This is a genomic window from Geobacter sp. AOG2 (assembly GCF_019972295.1).
Lineage (GTDB): Bacteria > Desulfobacterota > Desulfuromonadia > Geobacterales > Pseudopelobacteraceae > Oryzomonas.
The window spans coordinates 3,085,080-3,109,572 of the sequence record NZ_BLJA01000001.1; the positions used below are offsets into that span (position 1 = coordinate 3,085,080).

The following is a 24,493-nucleotide window of genomic DNA, read 5'->3' on the forward strand; positions in this document are numbered from 1 at the left end:
TACCTCTGGTTTTTCTTTGAATTAGACACGGTGCCCGCACCCTGCCCGGATGCCGGGCACCGTGTTTATTAATGGTAAGATGATGGGCAATTTAAAACAACGAGAATTTTATGTATTTGCGGGGATGCTCCTTGAAATCCTTTACCAGGGCGTCCAGGTTGTCCACCATGTGGTTCATGCGCTCGTATAATTCCTTGTCGGTCACCAGTTTGCCGGCCGTCCCCTCGCCGCTCTTGATCTTGGCGGTGACCTCCTCGATGGACTTGACCGAGTTGTCGGCCCGGTTCAGGAGCGACAAACCCTTGTCGTAGAACTCCCGGTCGTTGATCAACAGGCCGAGGGTGCTGTCCTTGGACGTGATCTTCTTGTTCAATTCGCGCACGTAGTCCGCAGCCTCATTGCTCTTTTCCGCAAGGGTCACCAACTTGTCGTAGAGCGCTTTATCGTAGATCAGTTTGTTCAGGGTGCCGTTTGACTCCTGGATGTCCCGGAGCGTCTTGTCGGCCCGGTTAAGGATGCTGACCAGTTTGTTGTAGGGCTCGGGGTTGCGGTTCAATTTGCCCAAGGTCCCTTCGCCGCGGTTGATGGTGATTGCCAGCGCGTGGAGTTCTCCGGTCAGGTTGACGATGTTGGTGTAGAGGCTGGCGTCGGTGGTCAGCTTGCCCAGGGTTCCCTTGCCCTGGGTGATGTTGTCCACGATGGTGTTCAGGCGGTCGAAGGTGGTTCCGGCCTTCGCCATGACGTCATCCAGTTTCACGACCGGTGTGCCGCGCAGGACCGTGGCGGGTGTCTCGGAGTACTGCTGCGACGGGGTGATGTCCACATATTTTTCCCCCATGAGCCCCCGGGTCTTGATGGTTATCTTCGAATCCGTACCGATCTTCTTCAGCGCTTCGCTATCGATCTCCAGGCGGATGTCCACCTCGTTGTTCTGCTTTGGATTGGCGAAGCGGATATCGGTCACGACTCCCACATCCACGCCGGACAGCCAGACCGGAGCGCCTTCCTTGAGGCCGGCCACATCGTCCATTACCACCTGCAGCCTTCCCTTGGGGACGAACATCTTGTTCTTCTGCCCCATCAGCAGCACCCCGCCGGCAACGAATATCAGGGCGATGAAAATGAACACGCCGGCACGTACCTGGGCCCAGCCTATCTTATTACTTCGTTCCATATTCATTCCCACCTGTTCAGGTTTGAAATCACAATCTGCCACAGAGATGCAGAGAAAATCAGGAGTAAGATAAAAAACAATGATTCCAGATAATGGAGCCTTGTGCTTTTCTCTGTGAACCTCTGTGTCTCTGTGGCGGACGTCAGCCTTTCTCGCTTTATGATTTTTTCGGTAATAATGCGGTGTTCATACAAACAGCGACTCTTTCGTCGGCAGCAAGAACTCCCGCACTTCCGGGATCGTACTGGCCCGCATCTCCACCTCGGTCCCCTCGAAGATCATCCGCGCCTGGTGCAGGAAGGTGAAGCGTTCCGAGGTTGCGAAGGCTGTCGCCAGATCGTGGGTGACCATCAGGGTGGTCTTTCCCTCGGCCTGCAGGCGCTGCATCAGGTTGCAGATGTTATAGACCCCGATGGGGTCGAGGCCGGTGGTCGGCTCGTCGAAGAAGATGTAATCCGGGTTGGCGGCCAGGGCTCGGGCGATGGCCACCCGTTTCTTCATGCCGCCCGACAGCTCGGCCGGATAGAGATCGACCGCTTGCTCCACGCCCACGAAGGAGAGCTTTTCCCGCACGATCCGTTCGATTTCCCCCTCCGAAAGCCTTCCCTCCTCAAACAGACGGTAGCCCACGTTCTCGCCCACGGTCATGGAGTCGAACAGTGCCCCCCCCTGGAAGACGATGGCGATCCGTTTGCGTTGCTCGCTGAATGCCGACTCCGGCTGGCCGGTGATGCAGACATCGCCGATGCAAACCCGCCCGGATTGGGGGGGTAAAAGCCCCAGGAGCAGCTTGAGGATGGTGGTCTTGCCGGCGCCGCTCACCCCCAGGATGGTACGGTTGACGCCCCGCTCCAGGCAGAAGTCGAAATCTTCCAGGATTTTGCGGCCGCCAACCGAGTAGCAGAGCTTCTCCATGCGGATGGAATCGCTGCCGCTCATGAGGACTCCGCTCCGCCCATGAGCAGGATGATCCGCCATTCATCGGCCGAAACCGGCTGAATCGAGAGGCGGCTGCGTTTGACCAGCGGCATTCCGGCCAGGAGGGGGTTGGCCTTGATCTGTTCAAGGGAAACCGGCCGGGGCAGCGGCGCGCCATAGCGCACGTCCACCATATACCAGATCGGGTTGTCGGGCGACGCCTTGGGATCGAAATGATCGCTCTCCGGGTTAAGGGCCGTGAAATCGGGATATCCCTCCCGCACTACCTCCGCAATGCCGACAACGGCAGGCTCGGGGATATTACTGTGGTAAAACAGCACGCCGTCGCCCGGTTTGATCTGATCGCGCAGGAAATTGCGGGCCTGGTAATTGCGCACCCCGTCCCAGTGCTCGGTCATGTCCGGGAGGGCCTTCAGGTCGTCGAAGGAAAAACAGCCCGGTTCGGTTTTGAAAAGCCAGAATGCCATGGTTTTGCCTATCCCCTGAAGGCCACGAAGACCTTGGTCAGGAAAAAATCGAACATCAGGATCAGCACCGACGAGATCACCACCGCCTGTTTGGCTGCGTTGCCCACCCCTTCGGCACCGCCGCGGGTGTTAAGCCCCACGTAGCAGCCGGTCATGGCGATCAGGAAGCCGAATACGGTCGGTTTGACCAACCCCTCGATCAGGTCCTGAAAGACCATGAACTGGGGAATGCCCTTGAGGTACATGGTGGGGTTGATACCGTAGCCCGAAGACATGATATACCCACCCAGGAGCGAGATGGCATCGGCCACCGCGGTCAGCAGCGGCAGGGCCAGCAGCATGGCTTTCAGCCGCGGAGCCACCAAACGCTTGACGACATCGGTCCCCTCTACCCGCATGGCGTCAACCTGTTCGGTGACCACCATGGTGCCCAGCTCGGCGGTGATGGCGGACCCGACCCGGCCGGCCACCATCAGGGAGGCCAGTACCGGACCCAACTCCTTGATCATGGTTACGGCCACCATGCCGCCTACGTAGCTGGTGGCGGCAAAGGGCTTGAGTTGGACCAGGGCCTGTAGGGCCATGACCATGCCGGTGAACAGGCCGGTCAGCATGCAGATGAACAGGGAGGAAAAACCGAGCTTGTCGAACTGTACGGCGAATTCGCGGTAGTAGTAGGGGCGCCGGAATATGCGGACGAAGGTCTTGGCCGCCAGGGCAAACCACCCCTGGAGTTCGGCGAAGAAACGCAGCATGACCCTGTCGATGAAGGTGATGTTCATTCAGTACCTTTTAAACGCCTTAAAAAGCTGTTGAAAAAACAGGTTGTTCAAAAACAGTCAGATCGTCGCACCCGCAGAATACACCGAGGAGGCGTAGCAGCGCTACGCCGCACGAAAGGGTATTCGAGGATGGCGGCGAGATGGCTGTTTTTCAACAACCCCCCTACAGCGCCACGGCCACAGCCTCGGCGGCTTCGTGGATAAAGGTGAACTCCAGTTCCTTGCGCACGTTCTCGGGGATATCCTCCAGGTCATCGCGGTTGCGGTCCGGGGCGATGATCTTCCTGACACCGGCCCGGTGGGCGGCCAGCACCTTTTCCTTGAGGCCGCCGATGGCCAGCACCCTGCCGGTCAGGGTAATCTCGCCCGTCATGGACACATTGCGCTTGGCGGGTCTGTTCGTCAGGAGCGACACCAGGGCCGTGACCATGGTCACGCCGGCGGACGGGCCATCCTTTGGGATGGCGCCCGATGGGACATGAATGTGGATGGCGCGGTTTTCGAAAGCGTCCGGGGCGATGCCGAAATCGCTGTAGTGGGCCTCCACGTAAGAGAGCGCGGCCCGGGCCGATTCCTTCATCACGTCCCCCAGGGAACCGGTCAGGATCAATTCCGGCTTGCCCGGCATGCTGGTCGCTTCCACGAACAGGATGTCGCCGCCGGTCTCGGTCCAGGCCATGCCGGTAACCACGCCGATCCGATCATCCTCGGCCGCCACCTCGTTGTGAAATTTACGCGGTCCGAGCAGTTCAGTCACCACCTCGGGGGTGATCTCCTTGCGCGGGTCCTTCTTCTGGGTGATCTCCTTGGCTATCTTACGGCAGATGGAGCCGATGGTACGTTGCAGGTTGCGTACGCCTGCCTCGCGGGTATAGTCGCTGATCACTTTCAGGATCGCCTCGTCGTGGAATTCCGGAGGGGTGTTGGTGAGGCCGTTATCCTCGATTTCGCGACGGATGATGAAGTTGCGGGCGATGTGCAGCTTTTCCTCGGTGCTGTAGCCGGCCAGGCGGATGACCTCCATGCGGTCCTTGAGCGGGCCGGGGATCGGATCGAGCTGGTTGGCGGTGGTGATGAACATGACCTTGGACAGATCAAAAGGGACATCCAGGTAATGGTCGTTGAACGAGAAGTTCTGCTCCGGGTCCAGCACCTCCAAAAGCGCTGAAGCCGGATCACCGCGGAAGTCCAGCCCCAGTTTGTCGATCTCGTCCAGCATGAAGACCGGGTTGTTGCTGCCGCAACGGAAGAGTTCCTTGATGACCCGGCCGGGCAGGGCTCCGATGTAGGTGCGGCGATGGCCGCGGATTTCGGCTTCGTCCCGTACCCCGCCCAGGGAGATGCGCACGAACTTGCGGCCAAGGGACCGGGCGATGGATTTGCCCAGGCTGGTCTTGCCCACGCCGGGGGGGCCGACGAAACAGAGCACCGGCCCTTTCATGTTCTCCCTGAGAGAGCGTACCGCCAGGAATTCCAGAATGCGTTCCTTGACCTTTTTCAGGTTGTAGTGATCCTCGTTGAGGATCTCTTCGGCCCTGACCATGTCGAGGCTGTCGGAGGAGGATTTGTTCCAGGGCATGCCGGCCAGATAGTCCAGGTAGGTGCGGGATACGGTGTACTCGGGGGAGGCCGGGTTGATCCGTTCCAGCCGTTTGAGCTCCTTGTCAGCGATCTTCTGGACCTCTTCCGGCAGGCCGGCCTCCTCGATCAGCCGTCGCAACTCGTTCATGTCCGAGGCGCGGGGGTCCTCATCCCCCAACTCCTCCTGGATGTGCTTCATCTGCTCGCGCAGAATATATTCCTTCTGATTCTTACCGACCCTGCGGGTAACCTCGCTGGAGACCTCGTTCTTGATCTGCATGCGCTGGACTTCGTTGGTCAGGTGAACGTAGACCTTTTTGAGGCGGTCCAGGGGATCGACCGTTTCCAGCAGTTCCTGCAGGTCGGCGGCCGGCAGGTTGACGTACAGCGCCACCAGGTCGGACAGGCGTGCCGGGTTGTCGATGTAGTCGATCATCTTCATGACGTCATCCGGCAACGGCTTGCCATGGGAAAGGGAGATCTTCAACAGGGCGTTCAGGCTCTGTACCAGAGCTTCGGATACCAGGCTTTTCTCCACGAACTCCCGCACCAGTTCGCAATGGGCCAGCATGACCGGAGCGGTTTGCTCGATGCTCAGGATGCGCAACCGGGCCATTCCCTCCAGGGTCACCTTGAATCTGCCGTCACCCAGTTTTTTGATCTGGTTGACCCGGCAGAGGGTCCCGATCTCGCTGATGTCCTCCATGGTGCTGTTGCCGGGGGCATCCGGGCGGAACAGCACGATCGCCACGTATTTCTCGTAGTTGTCGGCTTCGGAGAATACCTGCAATTCGCGTTCGTCCACGTAGAGCGGGAAGATCATGTAGGGGAATGGCACCATCTCCTTCTGGGGGTAGAGTGGCAGCCTTTCAGGTATTTCAATGTTGGTATGAGGCATGGAAGATGGTTCCTTGTCTGCGGGAATGATAACCGTATTTTATCTTGTAACATATTTTGAAGGCTTATTCAAAAATCTCAATCTAAAAACGATCAATACTGCCGGAGCGAATATTTGGTTTTAGTGATGTAAGGCTGTTATGTGAAAAGCCACTTGCCCGCGGCGGATTTACAACAGCCCGCTAAACCGGCTCTCCCTCACGCACCTTGACACCCACCACGCGAACGCGGGCACCCGGTCCGGCCAGTTCCCGATAGAGCAGGGCCAGGAAACGTACCGTCACCAGACGGTGGATGGCTGCCTGGGAAAGGCGATAGAGCAGACGGCGGAAGGTGGAGGGTGTGGGGCTGCCGAGGATCAGCGGGCAATACTCGGAGAGTTCCAGCGAGACCCGGATGCCGTCCGGCTGTTCCTTGACGCTGAAGCGCAGTTCGCCACGCCCGCATTGGCCCGGCTGCACCAGTATGCCGCCGCAGATGCGCAGCACGACGGCCTGTTGCTCGAGAACCGGCGGCAGAAAGCTGATCAGGCTCCAGCGGCTGCCGAACAAGCGGAACTGGATCTCCGAGGCCGAGCAATGGGGGCGGATGATGGTGGCGGTGCACCTTCGGATGTAGGCCAGGTAGCGTTTCAGAAGTATGTCGGGCGTGAGTTGCAGCGCAAGATGGGCCGGAAAGACACTCCACTGAATGGAGAATACCGATGAATCCTCCACCAGAACCTGCTGGCAGGCGATTTCCTGATGGCGGGGTAATGACATTGTCTAGCTCCTGGTCAGGCGCCTGATAAGCGCCTCGTGTTGCGGGAAACGTTCTGCCAGGTTGCTCCGGCTACCCATCTCGAAATCACTGAAATCAAAGCCGGGCGACACGGTACAGCCCACCAGGGTAAAATCGCCGGAGCCGGCCACCTCGGCCCCAAACCAGCAGCCGGCCGGCGCCACGGCCTGGAACAGTTCCCCCTTTTCCGGATCTCGGCCGAGCAGGAAGGGTCGGTGCCCGCCGTCCGGGGCGACAAGGTGCACCGTCAGGGGCGCGCCGTCGTAGAAGTGCCACATCTCGTCTGATTTGAGGCGGTGCAGGGCCGAGAAGTCATCCCGCTCCAAAAGAAAGTGGATCGCGGTGGAAAAAGCCCGTTCACCTTGAAAACGGCTCGGCAGGCCGGCCTCGGGGATGGCCTCGGCGGCGCGATAGGTTTCGCGGAACCAACCGCCTTCGGGATGGCGGGCAAGGTGCAGTCTTTCGATCCAGTAAGCCGCGGTATGGGTGCAGATGGGCATGATGTGCCTCCCCCTTTGCAGGGGCTTTTAATCGTAACGAAGGTAGTTGCCCGTAGGCAACGGAAGCAGGCCTCCATGCTCCGGGCGGGGAGCGCCGTCGAATGTATCCCATTCTGCCATTGGTATGAGATATTGCAATCATTTTTAGGATATGGCACCTTTTGCAGACCTTTATCGGGAGGTTGCAGGGATGCCCCACAAACCACGCCTGTTCGCTGTCGGCGATATCAACGCCTTTTTCGGTCTCATGCTGGACAATGTGTCCGGCCTGGTCATCATGGCCGCCATTCTTACCGGCGCTTTTGGCATGCCGCGCGAGATCGTACTGTACCGCATGTTGCCCGGCAGCGCCATGGGGGTGTTGGTGGGCGACCTGCTGTACTCCTGGATGGCTTGGCGCCTGGCCAGACGCACCGGACGGACGGATGTGACCGCCATGCCATTGGGGTTGGATACCCCTTCCACCTTCGGCCTGGCCTTCGGCGTGATCGGCCCCTGTTACCTGGCGAGCAAGGATGCCTATTTCACCTGGCAGGTGGCCATGGGGGTCATCATCCTGATGGGGGTCTTCAAGATCGCCGTTTCCTTTTGCGGGCCGGCCCTGCGTCGTGCCGTCCCGCGGGCCGCCCTCTTGGGGAGCATTGCTGCAGTGGCGCTGCTCCTGATCGCCTACCTGCCGTTTCTTAAGCTCTTCGCCTCGCCGGTGGTCGGCTTCCTCTCCCTGGGTATCGTTTTTATTTCGCTTCTGGCCCGTTTCCGGCTCCCTCTGGGGATGCCGGGCGCATTGGCCGGCATGCTGTGCGGCACCGTCGCCTATTACCTGCTGTCCGCCTTCGATCTGTTACCCGGCGCAGGACATGCCGTGTTCCGGCCATTCGAGGTGTCCTTGCATCTGCCGCTGCCGACCCTGGAATTCGTGCCCGGCCTGACGAAAGCCCTGGCTTATCTGCCGCTGGCGATCCCCTTTGCCCTGGCTACGGTGGTCGGCGGCGTGGATGTCACCGAAAGCGCGGCCGTGGCCGGCGACGATTACAACACCCGCGATGTCCTCCTGGTGGAGGGGTTTGCCACCCTGGTGGCCGGCATATGCGGCGGCGTGATCCAATCCTGTCCCTACATCGGCCATCCGGCCTACAAGGAGATGGGGGGGCGGTCCGGCTACACCATCGCCACGGCCCTGTTCATAGGCCTGGGGGGGATGCTCGGCTATCTCTCGTTCTTCGTCAATCTTCTGCCCGAGGCCGCGGTGGCGCCGATCCTGATTTTCATCGGGATCGAAATCACCGCACAGGCCTTTGAAGCCACCCCCCACAAGCATTACCGGGCCATTGCCATCTCCTTTGTCCCGGCAATCGCCTGTCTGGTGTCGATCCAGTTCGGCCAGATGCTGGGCGGACTGGGCAAGAGCAGCGCCGACCTCTCGGGAGAATTGCTGGCAACCTACAATGCCACGACCCTTCTGGGGAACGGCTTCATTGTCACGTCACTGCTCTGGGGCGCAGCCTTTTCCCATGTCCTCGACCACCGGCCGGGGCGGGCGGCGCTCTATCTCCTGATCTGCGCCCTGTTTTCCCTGTGCGGGGTGATCCACTCTCCGCTCCCTTCGGGGGCGCTCTTTTCGCCACTGTCGCCCCCGACGCCGATTGTCTGGCATCTGGCAGCCGGTTATGCCGTGATGGCGTTAGCCTTCGCGCTGCTGGAACGGGGACGAAGGTCACCCCCCTTGCCATCCGGTGAAGTTGTGGCACAATAACCTTCTCATGGCCAGGAAGAAAAACGTCATCCTCATTACCGGTGCGACCGGGTTCATCGGCCGTCGGCTTGTCAAGGAGCTGCTGGCTCAGGGGCTCAACGTGCGCTGCATGGTACGGGGGGCGGGCACGGGAATTCCCGGGGCCGCCGAGGTCGTGCGGGCCGATATGCTGGTGCCGTCGTCACTGGCACGGGCTCTGGAAGGGGTCGACAGCGTCTATTACCTGGTGCACTCCATGGCGGGCGGCCGAGCCGGTTTCGAACAGCGCGACCGGGAAGCGGCGGGTAATTTGGTGCGGGCTGCCGAAAAGGCCGGTGTGCGGCGGGTGATCTATCTGGGCGGGTTGGGGGAAACCGGCGATAACCTGTCGGAACACCTCAAGAGCCGGCGGGAGGTAGCCGGGATCCTCACCTCCGGGCATTTTGCCACGACCGTTCTGCGGGCCGCCGTAATCATCGGGGCGGGCGGCGCCTCATTCGAAATGGTCCGGGCCCTGGTGGAACGCTTGCCGGTGATGATTACCCCGCGGTGGGTTTCGACCCGCTGTCAGCCCATCGCCGTGGACGACGTGATCGCCTACCTGACCGGCTGTCTGGCGGATGAACGCACTGCAGGAAGGATCTTCGACATCGGCGGCCCCGAGGTACTGACCTACCGGGAGATGATGGAGCGTTTTGCCCGCATTGAGGGGAAAACCCTCCATATCCTGCCGGTGCCGGTGTTGACCCCCAAGCTTTCGTCCTACTGGGTCGGACTGATTACGCCGGTGCGGCCGTCGGTTTCCATGCCGCTCATCGAAGGGCTGAGCAACGAGGTGGTCTGCCGCGAACACGCCATTCGCGAACTGATTCCACTGCGGCTCACCCCCTACGACGAGGCGGTACGCCGGGCGTTGGCCGGAACCGGGCCGTAAGGGTAGCCTCCCGCAGGACAGGAGTGTTCGTCTTCTCCGGGCTTGCGGCGGCATGCCGGATATATCGGTATCAGCCGCTCAAACCATCGAAACCATAATCAAAGAAGGAGGAAGGACTATGAAAAAGATCGGCGTGGTGCTTTCGGGCTGCGGTGTGCGGGATGGCAGCGAGATTCATGAGGCGGTCTTTGCGCTTTTGGCCATTGACCGGAACGGGGCCGAGGCGGTCTGCATGGCGCCCAATGCCGATTTTCCCGAAACCAATCACCTGACCATGCAGGAAACGGGAAACAAGCGTAATGCACTGGTTGAAGCCGCCCGTATTGCCCGGGGCAACATCCGCGACATCGCGGAGGTAAAGGCGGCCGACCTGGATGCCGTTGTCTTTCCCGGCGGATTCGGTGCTGTCAAGAATCTGTGCGATTTTGCCGCCAAGGGGGCCGGCGCCGCGGTGCATCCCGAGGTGGCCCGCCTGCTCAGGGAGATGTCGGCGGCCGGCAAGCCTATCGGCGCCATCTGCATTGCCCCGGCTGTCGTGGCGACGGTACTGGGCAAAGATAAAGGGCCGACCCTGACCATCGGCAACGATCCGAGCACGGCGGCGGAGATAGAAAAGACCGGCGCCAGGCATCAGGAGTGCCCGGTCACCGAATTCGTCGTGGACCGCACGAACAAAATCGTTTCCACCCCGGCCTACATGCTGGCGCACCGTATCTCCGAAGCGTACCAGGGGATCGACAAATGCGTGAAGGAAGTGATTGCATTGATTTGATGATGTGATATGTTTTTCTTCCTCTGAAACAGCCGGGTGTACGATTTGCCGCACCGAAAAGAAGGCACGGGGTAATCTTCGTGCCTTCTTTTCGGCCTGAAAACCCAAAAAGGGAAATGTCCTGATGAAACTGATCCTGCTCATCCTGTTCGCCCTGGTCACCGCCTTTACCTACTGGTTACGCCATATCAACCTGCGCCACCTGAAGCGCTACGGCTCGGCCGTGCCTGCGGGGTTCGAGGGGAGCATCGACGAAGAGAAGCTTCGCACGAGCACCGCCTACACCTTCGACAGCAGCCGGCTCGGGCTGTGGGAGTCGCTCTTCGACAACGGGCTTTTGATCCTGTTCCTGTTCTGCGGCCTGATAGGGCTCTATGACCATTTTGTCATGGGGCTCGGCAGTGGATTCATCGCCTCGGCCATCCTCTATTTTCTCATTCTGACCTGGGCGCAGACCCTTCTGGGCATCCCCTTCGATCTGTACGGGACCTTTCGCATTGAGACGCGCTACGGTTTCAATACGACCACGCCCAGGTTGTGGCTCATGGATTTTCTCAAGTCCCAAACCATTGGTACGCTGCTATTGGCCTTCCTGGTCGGTGTGGCCTTCTGGCTCATCCAATGGAGCCCGCAGCGTTGGTGGCTCTGGGTGTGGGCCTTCATGGCCCTGTTCAGCCTGTTCATGATGTTTATCTCCCCCTATGTGATCGAGCCGCTTTTCAACAAGTTCGAGCCGGTAACCGAGGAGGGGCTGGAGGCGGAGATCCGTGTCATGATGGAGAAGGCCGGCCTGAGGGTAGGGCGGGTGATGCAGATGGACGCCTCCCGGCGCAGCAGGCATTCCAACGCCTATTTCACCGGTATCGGCAAGGTCAAGCGCATCGTGCTGTTCGACACGCTCATCAGGCAGATGAGCCACGGCGAGATCGTGGCGGTGCTGGCCCACGAAATAGGCCACTGGAAGAAGGGTCATATCTGGAAAAGGTTGCTGACAGCCGAGCTGCTTGCATTTGGCGGGGCATGGCTCAGTTTCAGGCTGCTCGCCTGGCCCGGCCTGCCCGCCCTTCTCGGGCTGCCGGGGAATCTGTCGCTCCCGGCGCGCATGGTCATCCTTGGCTTTATCGGTTCATTGGTTATGTTCCCCCTGACCCCGCTTTCGGCATGGCGTTCACGTTGTCACGAACGGGAAGCCGACCGTTTCGCTTCCGACCTGACCGGCCGCCCGCAGGACCTTGCCTCGGCCCTGGTCAAACTGTCGGTCGAGAACCTCTCCAATCTTTTTCCTCATCCCTGGTATGCCGGTTTCTACTATTCCCATCCGCCGGCTGTGGAGAGGGTGCGGTCACTGCGTGAACTGGTCTCCGAAACCGGGAGCCGGGAACTGCCCTCTTGATGCAACAGGTGCAAGGATTTATCGGTCGTTGACGATCCGTAAAAAAAATCTTGACAGGGCGGGTTCGGAACCCTATTCTGAATGAGTGATCATTCAGAATAGGAGACAATGAATGTCTTGCAAGCGTGACGATATTTTTAATGCAGCACGTAAACTCATCGCCGAGTGCGGTTTCCATGGGGCCTCCGTAGCCATGATCGCCGAGCGGGCAGGGGTCGGGGCAGGTACGATCTATCTCTATTTCAAGAGTAAAGACGTTCTCATCAACGAGCTGTATCAGGATATCGAAAAGCGGGTGTCGGCCTTCATTCTCAATGGGTACCCAGGGACAGGTCCCATCCGGGAGCGGTTCATTCATCTCGGGACGCGGCTTCTCACCTACTTCATCGCCAATCCCCTCGATTTCCGCTATGTGGAGCAATTTTACTACTCTCCTTATGGCGTGGCCTTTCGCAGGGACAGGATTATGGGCGAACCGGGCAAGCATACCGTGTATAACGAGCTGTTCGAACAGGGGGTCAGCCAGCAGGTATTACGGAATCTTCCGTTTTTCGTCATCGACTCCCTGGCGTTTGGTCCTTTGCTCGCGGTGGCCCGCGATCATATTCTGGGGTTCATCACGCTGGACGATCATCTTCTGGAAGAGGTTGTTGTCGCCAGTTGGGATTCCATAAAGCGGTAAGCTGGATTCGCCGTAGGAGTAAGTTTTTTTTGAGTTGAGTTAAGAATGACTGTTCATTCGTAATTTTAAATAGATAGCTCGATAAGGGCCGGTCCGCGGTCGGGCCGGAAATTCATCAGACAACATAGAGGTGGTTATGCAAAGCAAGTTCAGAATTCTACTGGTAAGCGCTATGGGAGCGTTTGTTGGCGGGCTGCTGCTTACGGGCTGCGGGAAAAAGCAGGCAGCAGCACCGAAAGCCGGTCCCCCCGAAGTGGGTGTGGTGGTCATCCAACCTCAACGCGTCTCCCTGACGACGGAATTGCCGGGACGCACCTCAGCCCACCTGATCGCCGAGGTACGTCCCCAAGTCAGTGGGATCATCCAGAAGCGGGTCTTCACCGAAGGAAGCGATGTCAAGGCCGGCCAAGTGCTCTACCAGATTGACCCGGCGAGCTATCAGGCGGCCTACGCCAGCGCCAAGGCGGCCCTTGCCAAGGCGGAAGCCAGTCTCGCAAGCGTCCGGCTGAAGGCCGAACGTTACAAGGAGTTGGTGAAGATCAAGGCGGTCAGCCAGCAGGACTATGACGACGCCTATGCCGCGCTCAAGCAAGGCGAGGCTGATGTGGCCTCCAATAAGGCCGCAGTGGAAACCGCCCGCATCAATCTGGCTTATACCAAGGTAACCGCTCCCATCTCCGGGCGCATCGGCCGTTCGACCGTAACCGACGGTGCACTGGTGACCGGCAACCAGGCCACGGCGCTGGCCACGATTCAGCAACTTGGTTCCATGTATGTGGATGTCACTCAGTCCAGCGCCGATCTGTTGCGCCTTAAACAGAGTCTGGCCAGCGGCCTGCTGAAAAACAGCGCGACGACCCAGGCCCGGGTCAAACTGGTATTGGAGGACGGCAGCGCCTATCCGTTGCCGGGCACCTTGAAATTTTCAGAGGTCACCGTGGATCAGAGCACCGGTTCCGTTACCCTGCGGGCGGTGTTCCCGAACCCGAAACAAACCCTGCTGCCGGGCATGTTCGTCCGTGCGATTCTGGAAGAGGGGGTCAATGAGAGCGCCATCCTGGTCCCGCAGCGCGGCGTGAGCCGTAATCAGAAAGGCGACGCCACGGTAATGGTGGTCGGGGCGGAGGAAAAGGTGGAGCCACGGATCATCACGGTTGCCCGGACTATCGGCGACAACTGGCTGGTCAGCGGCGGACTCAAGGCAGGAGACCGCGTCATTCTGGAAGGGACACAGAAGGCCCGCCCGGGAACGCCGGTCAAGGCTGTTCCATTCGACAGCAAGCCTGCCGCGGCTCCCGCCGGAACGCCCCAACCCGCTGCCGCCAAAAAATAAAGGAGCCCATCCATGCCTCGTTTTTTCATCAATCGCCCGATCTTTGCCTGGGTGATCGCCATTCTGGTCATGCTGGCGGGCCTCCTGTCGATCAAGAGTCTGCCGGTTTCCCAATATCCGGCGATCGCGCCGCCGCAGATCGCCATCAACGCCACCTATCCGGGGGCCTCGGCCCAGACGGTACAGGATACGGTCACCCAGGTCATTGAACAGAAGCTGAACGGTATCGATAACCTGATCTATATGGCGTCCACCAGCGACTCGGCAGGGGCCGTGTCCATCACCCTGACCTTCAAGGCCGGTACCGACCCGAACATCGCCCAGGTCCAGGTGCAGAACAAACTGCAACTGGCTACGCCGCTCCTGCCACAGATCGTTCAGAAGCAAGGCATAGCGGTCGTAAAATCCACCCGGAACTTCCTGCTGATCATCGGGCTGGCATCGGAAGACGGCTCCATGGACCGCAACGCCCTGACCGACTACATGGTGTCCAATCTTCAGGATATCATCAGCCGCTTGGAAGGCGTGGGGGAATTGCAGCTCTTCGGCACCCAGAACGCCATGCGGATCTGGTTGAATCCGACCAAGCTGAATAACTATCATCTGACCTCCAACGAGGTGTCAGCAGCACTTCAGGCCCAGAACGTCCAGGTCTCTGCCGGACAGTTCGGCGGAACCCCGGCCGTGCAGGGGCAGCAGTTGAACGCCACCATCACCGCGCGCACGCTGCTCCGGACTCCGGAGCAGTTCGACGCCATCGTCCTGCGCACCAATAGCGACGGCTCCACGGTCAAGCTCAAGGATGTGGCCGAAACCAAGATCGGCACAGAAAGCTATGACATCACGTCCTACTACAACGGAAAACCGATGGGAGGCATGGCAATACGGCTGGCGGCAGGCGCCAACGCCCTGGATACCGGCAACCGGGTCAAGGCCAAGATGGCAGAGCTGTCCAAATATTTCCCTGCCGGCATGAAGGTGGTCTATCCCTACGACACCACCCCGTTTGTCAAGATCTCCATCGAAGAGGTGGTCCGTACCCTGTTTGAGGCGGTTTGCCTGGTCTTTATCATCATGTTCCTTTTCTTGCAGAACATCCGGGCCACCCTGATTCCCACCATTGCCGTGCCGGTGGTGTTGTTGGGCACCATGGGGGTACTGGCGGCCTGCGGCTTCTCCATCAACACCCTGACCATGTTTGCCTTGGTCATTGTCATAGGCCTGTTGGTTGACGACGCGATTGTTGTCGTGGAGAACGTGGAACGGATCATGACCGAGGAAGGGTTGCCTCCCAAGGAGGCGACCATCAAGTCCATGGGGCAGATCACCAGCGCCCTGTGGGGCATCGCCACCGTTCTGACGGCGGTCTTTCTCCCCATGGCCTTCTTCGGCGGTTCCACCGGTGTCATCTACCGCCAATTCTCCATCACCATCATCTCCGCCATGATCCTCTCGGTCATGGTGGCCATGATCCTGACCCCGGCTCTCTGCGCCACCCTGCTTAAGCCGGTGGCAAAGGGGCATCATGCCGGTGAGACCGGTTGGTTTGCCTGGTTCTTCCGCCACTTCAATCGGACGTTTGAATTCTGCCGGAGCAAGTATGAAGGGATCGTCGGCCGTTCCTTCGGCAAGCCGGTGCGCTACCTGCTGGTATACGGAACCATCGTCGCCGGCATGGTGTTCTTTTTTATGCGGCTTCCCACGTCGTTCCTTCCCGATGAGGATCAGGGATTCCTCATCTGCCAGGTTCAACTGCCCGCCGGGGCTACCCAGGCGCGGACCGAGCAGATGATGCGGCAGGTGGAGCGGCATTTCCTCCAGGATGAGGCCAAGACCGTGGAAGGTGTCATCTCCATCACCGGGTTCAGTTTTGCCGGCCGCGGCCAGAACATGGGGCTGGCCTTTGTGAAGCTCAAGGACTGGAAGGTGCGCAAGAGCACGGACCTGAAGGCGCCGGCCATTGCCGGCCGCGCCATGAAGGCGTTCTCTCAATTCCGCGATGGCATGGCATTCGCCTTTGCCCCACCGGCGGTTCTGGAACTGGGTGTGGCGAACGGCTTCGACTTCCAGTTGCAGGATCGTGGCGGCCTGGGGCATGAAAAGCTGATGGAGGCCCGCAACCAGTTGCTGGGCATGGGCGGGAAGAATCCGAAACTGGTTGCGGTGCGCCCCAACGGCCAGGATGATTCTCCCCAGTTCAAGCTGGATATCGATGATGTGCGGGCCGGCGCCCAAGGGGTGTCGCTGGCGGACATCAACAACGTGCTGGCCACCGCCTGGGGGAGTACCTACGTTAACGACTTCATCGAAAACGGCCGCGTCAAGAAGGTCTACCTCCAGTCGGATGCCCGGTATCGCATGGTGCCGGAGGATATCAACAGATGGTATGTCAGCAATAAGAACGGTGATATGGTGCCCTTTTCCGCCTTTGCCACCGCTCGCTGGCAGTACGGTTCACCCAGGCTGGAACGGTATAACGGCATTCCGTCCGTGGAAATCCAGGGACAGGCCGCCCCGGGGATAAGCACCGGCGAAGCCATGTCCGAGATGGAGAAGATGGCGGCTCAACTGCCGACCGGGATCGGCTACGAATGGACCGGTCTCTCCTACGAGGAAAAAAATGCCGGCGCCCAGGCACCGGCGCTCTACGCCATCTCGCTTCTGGTAGTGTTTCTCGCCGTGGCGGCGTTGTACGAGAGCTGGACCATCCCCTTCGTCAACCTGCTGATGCTGCCGCTCGGTCTTGTGGGGGCGGTTACGGCGGTTACGTTGCGGGCGCTGCCCAACGACGTCTACCTCCAGATCGGTTTGCTTACCACCGTAGGACTTTCCACCAAGAATGCCATTCTGATCATCCAGTTCATCAAGGATCAGATGCACCAGGGGCATGAACTGGTCGATGCCACCCTGGCGGCGGTAAAGATCCGGCTTAGGCCGGTCATCATGACGTCACTGGCGTTCTTCTTCGGCACATTGCCGCTGGCCTTAACCCGCGGCGCCGGGGCCGGAGCCCAGAACGCCATAGGTACCGCCGTTACCGGCGGGCTCTTGTCGTCCACCTTCATTGACTTGATCTTTATTCCGTTTTTCTTTGTCCTGGTCTCCCGTCTGTTCGCGAAGAAGCAGCGCCAACTTGCGCCTGTAGAACCTGACGTTGTGACCACCCCCCCGGAGGTGCATTGACATGAAACCTGTAAAGCGTAGTACGGCAGCTCTCTGCCTCCCTCTGGGTGCGTTGCTTTACCTCACCGGCTGTACGACCATGGCTCCTACCTATGCACGCCCCGAATCTCCCGCCCCGGCCGCCTGGCCGAGCGGCCCGGCCTACAAAAACGGCGAAGCCAAGCCGGGCGGCCAAGCGGCCGCCGAGATTCCCTGGCGGGATTTCTTCCAGGACGATAACCTTAGGAAGGTCATCGACCTGGCGCTTGCCAATAACCGCGATCTTCGGGTTGCCGCGCTTACCATCGAGAAATATCAGGCCATGTACCAGATTCAGCGGGCCGAACTGTTCCCGACGGTCAACGCCTCCGGCAGCGCCACGGTCCAGCGCTACCCGGCAAGTGTTTCGAGTTCCGGAAACGCCTATATTGCCCGCTCATATAGTGTCAACCTCGGCTTCAGCTCCTATGAGCTGGACTTCTTCGGCCGCGTGCGAAGCCTCAAGGATCAGGCGTTGGAGCAATTCCTGGCCACGGAGCAGGCGCGGACCAGCACCCAGATCAGTTTGGTGGCCGAAGTCGCCGGCAGTTATCTGACCCTCGCCGCAGACCGTGAACATCTGCAACTCGTGAAGGACACGCTTGCCAGCCAGCAGGCCTCCTACGATCTGATCAAGCGCCGCTTTGAACTGGGTGCTTCCTCGGAACTCGACCTGCGCCAAGCCCAGACCAGCGTCGATACGGCGCGGGCGGATATGGCAAAGTACACCGCCCTGGTTGCTCAGGATGAGAACGGTTTGACGTTGCTGGTTGGTTCGCCGGTTCCGGCGGGGTTGCTCCCGTCCAAGCTCGGCACGGCTGCCATGCTGAAGGATATCGGCCCAGGGGTACCGTCAGAGGTGTTGCAACGGCGTCCCGACATCCTCCAGGCCGAGAGTCAGCTCAAGGGGGCCAACGCCAATATTGGCGCCGCCCGCGCCGCCTTTTTTCCGCGCATTTCCCTGACCGCCTCCGCCGGCACCACCAGCGACCAGCTTGCCAATCTCTTTACAGCCGGTTCGGCGGCTTGGGCCTTTGCTCCCCAGATATCCCTGCCGATCTTTGACGCGGGAGCAAATCGCGCCAATCTGGAGGTGGCAAAGGTAGATAAGGCGATTTACGTGGCCCAGTATGAAAAGGCGATCCAGACCGCATTCAGAGAGGTGGCCGACGCCCTTGCGGAGCGCGGGACCCTGGGCGACCAGTTGGCAGCCCAGCAGTCGTTGGTCGAGGCTACCTCCGTGAGTTACAACCTGTCCGAGGCCCGTTATAAAAACGGGATCGACAGCTATCTGAGCGTCCTTGATTCCCAGCGTGCCCAGTACTCGGCCCAGCAAAATCTGATCAGCGTCAGCCTCTCGCGGCTCACGAATATGGTAACGCTCTACAAGGTGCTTGGCGGCGGCGGAATATAGATTTTCCGATGGCCTTCCGCCCGCATCAGGTCTGAAATACGGCCGAAATGCGGCGAGACGTGGGTCAGTCCGTTGTTTTTAAATTGTTTTGGTGTAAAATCGACAGTGTCCGGCCGGTAATTGCAGAGAAGCAGTTCGCACGTGCCGGACACTGTTTGTGGTAATAGGGATGTCAGTCATGAACGACCTTAAGGCCTATTTCTCCCCCCGCCACTATCCGGCACTGCGGGATATCTCGATACTGTTGTTCCTGTTCGGCGGGGCCTTCTTCCTCTTCCTGGGGCATGCCGGACTGATTGAGCCGGACGAAGGGCGTTATTCGGAAATCCCCCGCGAGATGCTGGAAAAAGGGGATTTCGTCACTCCAACGCTGAACTATGTCCACTACTTCGAAAAACCACCCCTGCACTACTGGCTGAATGCCCTCTCCTTCAAGCTCTTCGGGCTGAATGAATTTGCCGCCCGGTTTGCCGGCACGCTGGCGGGGCTTCTGACCGTACTTCTTGTCTACCATACCGGCCGCAAACTGTTCGGCAGGCGCGAGGGGCTATTCTCGGCCTTCATCCTGGGCACCTCCACCGGATTCCTCGCCCAGTCCCGCATCAACCTGACCGACATGACATTGACTTTTTGTCTGTCGGCGGCCCTGTGCTGCTTCATTATCGCTGCCGGAGCCGACGAACGGCACAAAGGGCGCTACTATTATTCGTTTTTTCTGTTTTCGGCCCTGGCGGTGCTCACCAAGGGGTTGATCGGGATTGTCTTTCCTGCTGGCATCATTGTCATCTATCTTGCAACGACCCGCCGCTGGCATCTGCTGAAAGAGATGCACCTGGTCGGCGGCGTCGGGCTTTTCCTGGTCGTGGCGGTCCCCTGGTTCGTGCTGGTATCGCAGCGCAATCCCGAGTTCGCCCGTTTCTTTTTCATCCATGAACACCTGGAGCGCTTCCTCACCAAGGTCCACGGCCGGTATCAACCGTTCTGGTTCTTTGCCCCCATTCTGCTCCTGACCATGCTCCCCTGGTCGTTCTACGCCGTGCGTGCCGTTGTCCGGGCATGGGGCGAGCGGCGGCAACAGAACGGGGACCGCCTGGTGTTCCTGCTTGCCTGGGCTGCATTCATCTTCATCTTTTTTTCCGCATCCGATTCCAAGCTGATCCCGTATATCCTCCCCGTGTTCCCCCCGTTGGCCCTCCTGACGGGCAAGCTGTTCTCCGATCTGATGGACCGGGAACAGCAGAGGAATTTCGCCCCGGAAAGCGCGGTGCTGGGTACGCTCATGCTCGTGACGGCAGCCCTTGCGGTCCTCTATCCCCATGTGCGGGAGCTTGCCCCATTTCTCACGGGGACGGGCCTGGTCCGGCCCGGCAGCTCGCTTTTGACGAAGCAGCCGATCCTGTCACCGGCAGGTGGCGTCGTCATGGCCTGTCTATCGTTTTCCATGGGTGCGGCGATTTGGCTGGCCGGACGGAGAAAGGAAGTGCTGATCCTGTTTGCCGGCCTCTGTCTCAGCTCATACTTTCTGGAAACCATAGGGCTTCAGGTATTCATGGAGGGGATCGAGTTCAAGAAATCTTCAAAAGAACTTGCGCTTCTGGCGCAACAGACCACATCGCGCGGCGGTTGCCTCGTCTCGTTCGGTTATGAACAATCGCTGCCGTTCTACACCGGGAAGCGGGTCGTGGTGGTGGGAGACATGGGTGAGCTGGAGTTCGGGAGCAAGCAGGGCAATCAGGCGTCCTGGTTTGTTGACGAAGCCGATTTCATGCGACTGTGGCAGGGAACACGGCCGGTTGTCGTGCTGCTTAAAAGAGCCGACTACGAGCGGATTGCCCCCCGACTTGTCCCCGAGGCCTCGGTCTTGGGCTCCAAAGGCAAAAAGATACTGATCTGCAACGGGAGCACAACGAATCTCCCGCTACCGTAGGGAGCACAACGGACCTCGGAGCAAAGGCGGCGGTCCGGCGAATAAAACAGTCTGTCCGCCCGGTGAAGAGCCGGCCCTCTCCGCACCCGGAGGTAACGGCCTGCATCAATCCTTTGTGTACAGTACCGCCACGGCCTTTGCCACGTTTTCTCCCGTGGAAACCCATCCATGGGGCTGGCTGGAGTCATAGTAGATGCTGTCACCGGCGCACAGGCGGATGATCTCGTTATTATAGTGGAGATCCAGTTCGCCCTCCACGATGTAGAGGAACTCCTCGTCACCCTCATGCTTGAAGAAGAGTCTTTCATCCCAGGGGCACTTGTCGAACTCCACCAGAAACGGCTCCATGTGTTTGTGCCGCATCCCCTGGGCAAGCGAATGGTAGACATACGGGCGCGAAACGTCATTGATCACCGGCCGCTGGACCGCTTCGAACTCCCGGACCGTCTCCCGCTTGGTCACCACGTACTTCTGGCGATTGCTCTCATCCTCGAAAAAGAAGTGGATGCCGACCTTGAGTCCCTTGGCGATTTTAAGCAACGTTGCCAAGGGGGGGACGACCTGCTCATTCTCGATCTGCGACAGGAGAGGCTTGGACAGGGTCGTCAGGTCGGACAACTCCTGGAGGGTCAGCCGTTTCTGCTGGCGGAGCCCCCTGATCTTCTGGCCGATGCGGAATTCCTTGATTTGCGCCTTGATGTCGGTCATTGGTCCCTCCCGTACATAAATTCGGATGTTTGGGTACATGAAATTATTTTTACACAATGTGCATACGGTTTACAATAACATTATTATAGCAGATAAAACAAAGGCGGTCCAAGGCCTGCTTTTCTTGAATTCCGTTGACATCCGGGATATATTTGGACAATAGTTTCGCAGGTGAATCCAACCAAGGCGAGTGGCTAACGAGAACCATATGAAAATAAGAACTTATTCACGTGCGCTGCTGTGTACGGTTATCTGCGCTCTGTTTCTTGGCGGGCTGGCGGCATGCAGCAGCAAGAACGAATCCCCCCTGTTTTTTGAATCGAAACGCAAGGGAGGAGAGGCGGAAGCGCCGGTCAAGGACGTCCCATCCGATCTCCTCTCCACCCAGAAGGCCTTCAGCACGGTGGCCAAGAAGGTCACCCCCTGTGTCGTCAACATCTCCACCGTCAGCAAGAAGAAGATGGTGCAGCCATTCTTTGAAACGTCGCCCTTTTTCGATGATTTTTTCGGTGGCGGCCAACCGCAATACCGCCGCGACAAGAGCCTGGGGTCGGGGTTCATCATCAGCAAGGACGGCTATATCGTGACCAATGATCATGTGGTGCGCGACGCCGAGACGGTTCAGGTTAAGCTCTCCAACGACAAGGTCTATGACGCGAAGGTCGTAGGCGGCGACCAGAAGTCCGACATCGCCGTGATCAAGATCAATGCTTCCGACCTGCCGACCGCGGTTCTGGGCGATTCGGATAAGCTGGAAGTCGGCCAGTGGGCTATTGCCATCGGCAACCCCTTCGGCCTGGACCGGACCGTGACGGTGGGTGTCATCTCGGCCACAGGCCGTTCCAACATGGGTATCGAAACCTATGAGAACTTCATCCAGACCGACGCCTCCATCAATCCGGGCAACTCGGGCGGTCCGCTCTTGAACATCTACGGCGAGGTCATCGGCATCAACACCGCCATTGTGGCCGCCGGACAGGGCATCGGTTTTGCCATCCCCGCGAATATGGCCAAGCCGGTCTTTACCCAACTCATCCAGAAGGGGAGTGTCAGCCGCGGCTGGATGGGCGTAACCATCCAACCGGTTACTGAAGAACTGGCCAAGTCCTTCGGGCTGAAAGAGGCAAGGGGCGCCCTGATCAATGATATCATGAAGGGGAGCCCGGCCGAAAAGGCCGGCGTCCGCCAGGGGGACGTTATCATCGCCTTTAACGGCACCGACGTGAAGGACCCGTCGCAGCTTCAGCGTCTGGTGGCCGAGACCGGGATCGGCAAGCCGGTCAAGGTCACCGTCTTCCGGGATGGCAAGGCATTGGAGTTGAGCATGACGCTCACCAGTTCCGATATGGCATCCAAACAGCGTAAGGGAGCAGGCGGCGAGTCTCAGGGACGAGCCGACCAGATCGGTTTGGTGGTGGAGGACTCCGAAGAGGGGGACGGCGCGGTTGTCGCTGACGTGTCCCGAGGCGGCGCGGCCGCCGAGGCAGGCATCCGGCGCGGCGACGTGATCGTTTCCGTCAACCGCATGAGGGTTGCCGGCAGCGCCGATTACCAGCGCGCCATCCGGCAGGTGCGTCCGGGCAGCGCTCTGACCATCCTGGTGCGGCGCGGCGACGCAAACATCTACTTTGCCTTGCGGCCCCGATAGGATTGCTGATATCGTCTGGATGTGCACGCCTTGTTTCTGGAGTTTTGTTCAAATTTATGCAAGTATGTGCATATAAATTTCGACAGACGGGGAAAGAGCGCTCATGAACATGATTGATAATCCCGATCAGGCAAAGCGGCTGGCGCGGGCCATTATCTCCGATGTGGCCATGTACAACACCGAAAAGGTGGAGAGCGGCATCAAGAACGACAATATCTTCGATGTTCTCCATGAGGAGTTGGAAGAGGGCCGCCAGCATTTCTTTTCCCGGGTGGCTCCCGAACTCAAACCTGAAACTATCTATGACATCGCGGTGGTGGATGTGCTCATCAAGCGTGCCGGCAAGATCGAGTCGAATATCTGGTAGATTTTCCGCCCGGCAGCGGTTTTTCCAGAGGCGCGCCCCTGAACGGGGATGCGCCTCTGCTTTTTTGATACATACGGAGTTTGAACGCCCATGAACCAGACGATTCTCAGTTTTTCGCCGGACACCGAGCCCATGCGGCTCGATCTGTTCATCTGCCGTGAGATGGCGGGGGAAACCCGCGCCACGGTCCAGCGCCTGATCGAAGCGGGCAATGTGCTGGTCGACGGCAAGACGGCCCGCCCGTCTCTGAAGCTCAAGGGGGGCGAATGCATCCAGGTGGAGATACCGCCGCCCCAGGCCGCCGAGCCGCAGCCCGAAGCGATTCCGCTGGAGGTGCTGTATGAGGACGGCGACCTGATCGTCATCAATAAACAGGCCGGCATGGTGGTGCATCCGGGGGCGGGCAACAGCACCGGGACCCTGGTGAATGCTCTCCTGGCCCACTGTAGCGACTTGTCGGGCATTGGCGGCGAACTGCGTCCCGGCATCGTCCATCGCCTGGACAAAGATACCTCGGGCGTGCTGGTGGCGGCCAAGAACGACCGCGCTCACCAATCGCTTTCCAGCCAGTTCAGCGTACATTCCGTCAAGCGCATCTACCAGGCCCTGGTCTACGGGAGCCCCAAGGAGGATACGGGCAAGATAGAGGGGATCATCGGCCGTCATCCCACCGAGCGGGTGCGCCTGTCGGGCAAGGCCAAAAGCGGCAAGCACGCAGTAACCCGCTGGCGGGTGAAGGAGCGTTACGGTCGCATGTCCCTGGTGGAACTGCGCCTGGAGACCGGACGCACTCACCAGATCAGGGTACACCTCTCCGAGGCCGGCTTTCCGCTCCTGGGAGACCCGCTCTACCCCGACGGCGGCCGGTTCAACAACCTCACCGATCCGCAACTCCGAAAGCTGATTACGACCCTGGGACGCCAGGCACTGCATGCCCGCACCCTGGGCTTCATCCACCCCGCCACGGGCGAATTCATGGAGTTCACCACCGAGCCGCCGGAGGACATGGCGGCCGTCATAGAGTACCTGCGAAAGAGCGTCATCTGATGAAGAGGCGTGTGGCCCTCCGGGCGCACGCGTTTTGCTGCTCATCAGCATTATCAGACCTCCCATCCGGAGGATTCCCCGCCATACAGAATGTCGACAACCATTCACGGCTGAAAAGATGCCATTCAGGCATCTCATTCAGCCATTCGGCTTTTTTTTATTATGAGGATGCCCTGATTGGATTAGCTTGGTACGGGGTAGAAACAGGCATAAAT

20 protein-coding genes are annotated in these 24,493 nt (G+C 59.4%); 12 read left to right on the top strand and 8 right to left on the bottom strand.

All coding sequences use genetic code 11. The features are described from left to right. Nucleotides 1–91: 91 nt before the first annotated feature. The 7 genes from LDN12_RS14060 to LDN12_RS14090 form a co-directional block, all read right to left on the bottom strand. On the bottom strand, nucleotides 92–1,174 hold the full coding sequence (locus tag LDN12_RS14060) for an MlaD family protein (protein ID WP_223923289.1): 1,083 nt from the start codon (nucleotides 1,172–1,174) through the stop codon (nucleotides 92–94). 186 nt (nucleotides 1,175–1,360) lie between these two features. After that, nucleotides 1,361–2,113 carry an ABC transporter ATP-binding protein gene (locus tag LDN12_RS14065; RefSeq protein ID WP_223923290.1) on the bottom strand — a complete coding sequence of 251 codons (753 nt, stop codon included), beginning with the start codon at nucleotides 2,111–2,113 and terminating at the stop codon, nucleotides 1,361–1,363. Continuing rightward, nucleotides 2,110–2,580: an EVE domain-containing protein gene (locus LDN12_RS14070; RefSeq protein WP_223923291.1), complete on the bottom strand. Its 471-nt coding sequence runs from the start codon at nucleotides 2,578–2,580 to the stop codon at nucleotides 2,110–2,112. The genes LDN12_RS14065 and LDN12_RS14070 overlap by 4 nt, the downstream gene beginning before the upstream one ends. Nucleotides 2,581–2,588: 8 nt before the next feature. Continuing rightward, nucleotides 2,589–3,362 carry an ABC transporter permease gene (locus LDN12_RS14075; protein WP_223923292.1) on the bottom strand — a complete coding sequence of 258 codons (774 nt, stop codon included), beginning with the start codon at nucleotides 3,360–3,362 and terminating at the stop codon, nucleotides 2,589–2,591. A 163-nt stretch (nucleotides 3,363–3,525) separates the two neighbouring features. After that, nucleotides 3,526–5,841 (bottom strand): endopeptidase La, encoded by a 2,316-nt coding sequence (gene lon, locus LDN12_RS14080; RefSeq protein ID WP_223923293.1) that lies wholly within the window; start codon nucleotides 5,839–5,841, stop codon nucleotides 3,526–3,528. Between the two features lie 181 nt (nucleotides 5,842–6,022). Next, entirely contained in the window at nucleotides 6,023–6,601 is a 579-nt protein-coding gene (locus tag LDN12_RS14085) for a hypothetical protein (RefSeq protein WP_223923294.1), read from the bottom strand. A gap of 3 nt (nucleotides 6,602–6,604) precedes the next feature. Then, a complete protein-coding gene (locus LDN12_RS14090; protein WP_223923295.1) occupies nucleotides 6,605–7,120 on the bottom strand; it encodes a cupin domain-containing protein in 516 nt (171 codons plus the stop codon). Nucleotides 7,121–7,310: 190 nt separating this feature from the next. Between LDN12_RS14090 and LDN12_RS14095 the strand changes: the two genes are divergently transcribed. The 9 genes from LDN12_RS14095 to LDN12_RS14135 all read left to right on the top strand — a co-directional run bounded on the left by LDN12_RS14095 (nucleotide 7,311) and on the right by LDN12_RS14135 (nucleotide 20,508). After that, nucleotides 7,311–8,873 carry an MFS transporter gene (locus tag LDN12_RS14095; RefSeq protein ID WP_223923296.1) on the top strand — a complete coding sequence of 521 codons (1,563 nt, stop codon included), beginning with the start codon at nucleotides 7,311–7,313 and terminating at the stop codon, nucleotides 8,871–8,873. A gap of 7 nt (nucleotides 8,874–8,880) precedes the next feature. Beyond that, entirely contained in the window at nucleotides 8,881–9,786 is a 906-nt protein-coding gene (locus LDN12_RS14100; RefSeq protein ID WP_223923297.1) for an NAD(P)H-binding protein, read from the top strand. Nucleotides 9,787–9,904: 118 nt separating this feature from the next. Next, a complete protein-coding gene (gene elbB / locus LDN12_RS14105) occupies nucleotides 9,905–10,558 on the top strand; it encodes an isoprenoid biosynthesis glyoxalase ElbB (protein WP_223923298.1) in 654 nt (217 codons plus the stop codon). Nucleotides 10,559–10,682: 124 nt separating this feature from the next. After that, a complete protein-coding gene (locus LDN12_RS14110) occupies nucleotides 10,683–11,951 on the top strand; it encodes a M48 family metallopeptidase (protein WP_223923299.1) in 1,269 nt (422 codons plus the stop codon). A 112-nt stretch (nucleotides 11,952–12,063) separates the two neighbouring features. Next, nucleotides 12,064–12,633, top strand: a complete 570-nt coding sequence (locus LDN12_RS14115; protein WP_223923300.1) for a TetR/AcrR family transcriptional regulator — start codon at nucleotides 12,064–12,066, stop codon at nucleotides 12,631–12,633. 136 nt (nucleotides 12,634–12,769) lie between these two features. Beyond that, complete coding sequence (locus LDN12_RS14120; protein ID WP_223923301.1) at nucleotides 12,770–13,966, top strand: efflux RND transporter periplasmic adaptor subunit; 1,197 nt, start codon at nucleotides 12,770–12,772, stop codon at nucleotides 13,964–13,966. 12 nt (nucleotides 13,967–13,978) lie between these two features. Then, nucleotides 13,979–17,149 carry an efflux RND transporter permease subunit gene (locus LDN12_RS14125; protein WP_223923302.1) on the top strand — a complete coding sequence of 1,057 codons (3,171 nt, stop codon included), beginning with the start codon at nucleotides 13,979–13,981 and terminating at the stop codon, nucleotides 17,147–17,149. Between the two features lies 1 nt (nucleotide 17,150). After that, entirely contained in the window at nucleotides 17,151–18,581 is a 1,431-nt protein-coding gene (adeC, locus tag LDN12_RS14130; RefSeq protein WP_223923303.1) for an AdeC/AdeK/OprM family multidrug efflux complex outer membrane factor, read from the top strand. 178 nt (nucleotides 18,582–18,759) lie between these two features. Then, complete coding sequence (locus LDN12_RS14135; protein ID WP_223923304.1) at nucleotides 18,760–20,508, top strand: phospholipid carrier-dependent glycosyltransferase; 1,749 nt, start codon at nucleotides 18,760–18,762, stop codon at nucleotides 20,506–20,508. Between the two features lie 105 nt (nucleotides 20,509–20,613). On the opposite strand, the gene LDN12_RS14140 is transcribed toward LDN12_RS14135, so the two are convergent. Next, nucleotides 20,614–21,216 carry a helix-turn-helix domain-containing protein gene (locus tag LDN12_RS14140; protein WP_223923305.1) on the bottom strand — a complete coding sequence of 201 codons (603 nt, stop codon included), beginning with the start codon at nucleotides 21,214–21,216 and terminating at the stop codon, nucleotides 20,614–20,616. 208 nt (nucleotides 21,217–21,424) lie between these two features. On the opposite strand from LDN12_RS14140, the gene LDN12_RS14145 reads away from it, so the two are divergent. From LDN12_RS14145 to LDN12_RS14155, 3 genes are all read left to right on the top strand, one after another. Next, a complete protein-coding gene (locus tag LDN12_RS14145) occupies nucleotides 21,425–22,864 on the top strand; it encodes a DegQ family serine endoprotease (protein WP_223923306.1) in 1,440 nt (479 codons plus the stop codon). Between the two features lie 103 nt (nucleotides 22,865–22,967). Continuing rightward, nucleotides 22,968–23,231 carry a hypothetical protein gene (locus LDN12_RS14150; protein WP_223923307.1) on the top strand — a complete coding sequence of 88 codons (264 nt, stop codon included), beginning with the start codon at nucleotides 22,968–22,970 and terminating at the stop codon, nucleotides 23,229–23,231. Nucleotides 23,232–23,321: 90 nt separating this feature from the next. After that, nucleotides 23,322–24,278: an RluA family pseudouridine synthase gene (locus tag LDN12_RS14155; protein WP_223923308.1), complete on the top strand. Its 957-nt coding sequence runs from the start codon at nucleotides 23,322–23,324 to the stop codon at nucleotides 24,276–24,278. Nucleotides 24,279–24,493 lie beyond the last annotated feature (215 nt).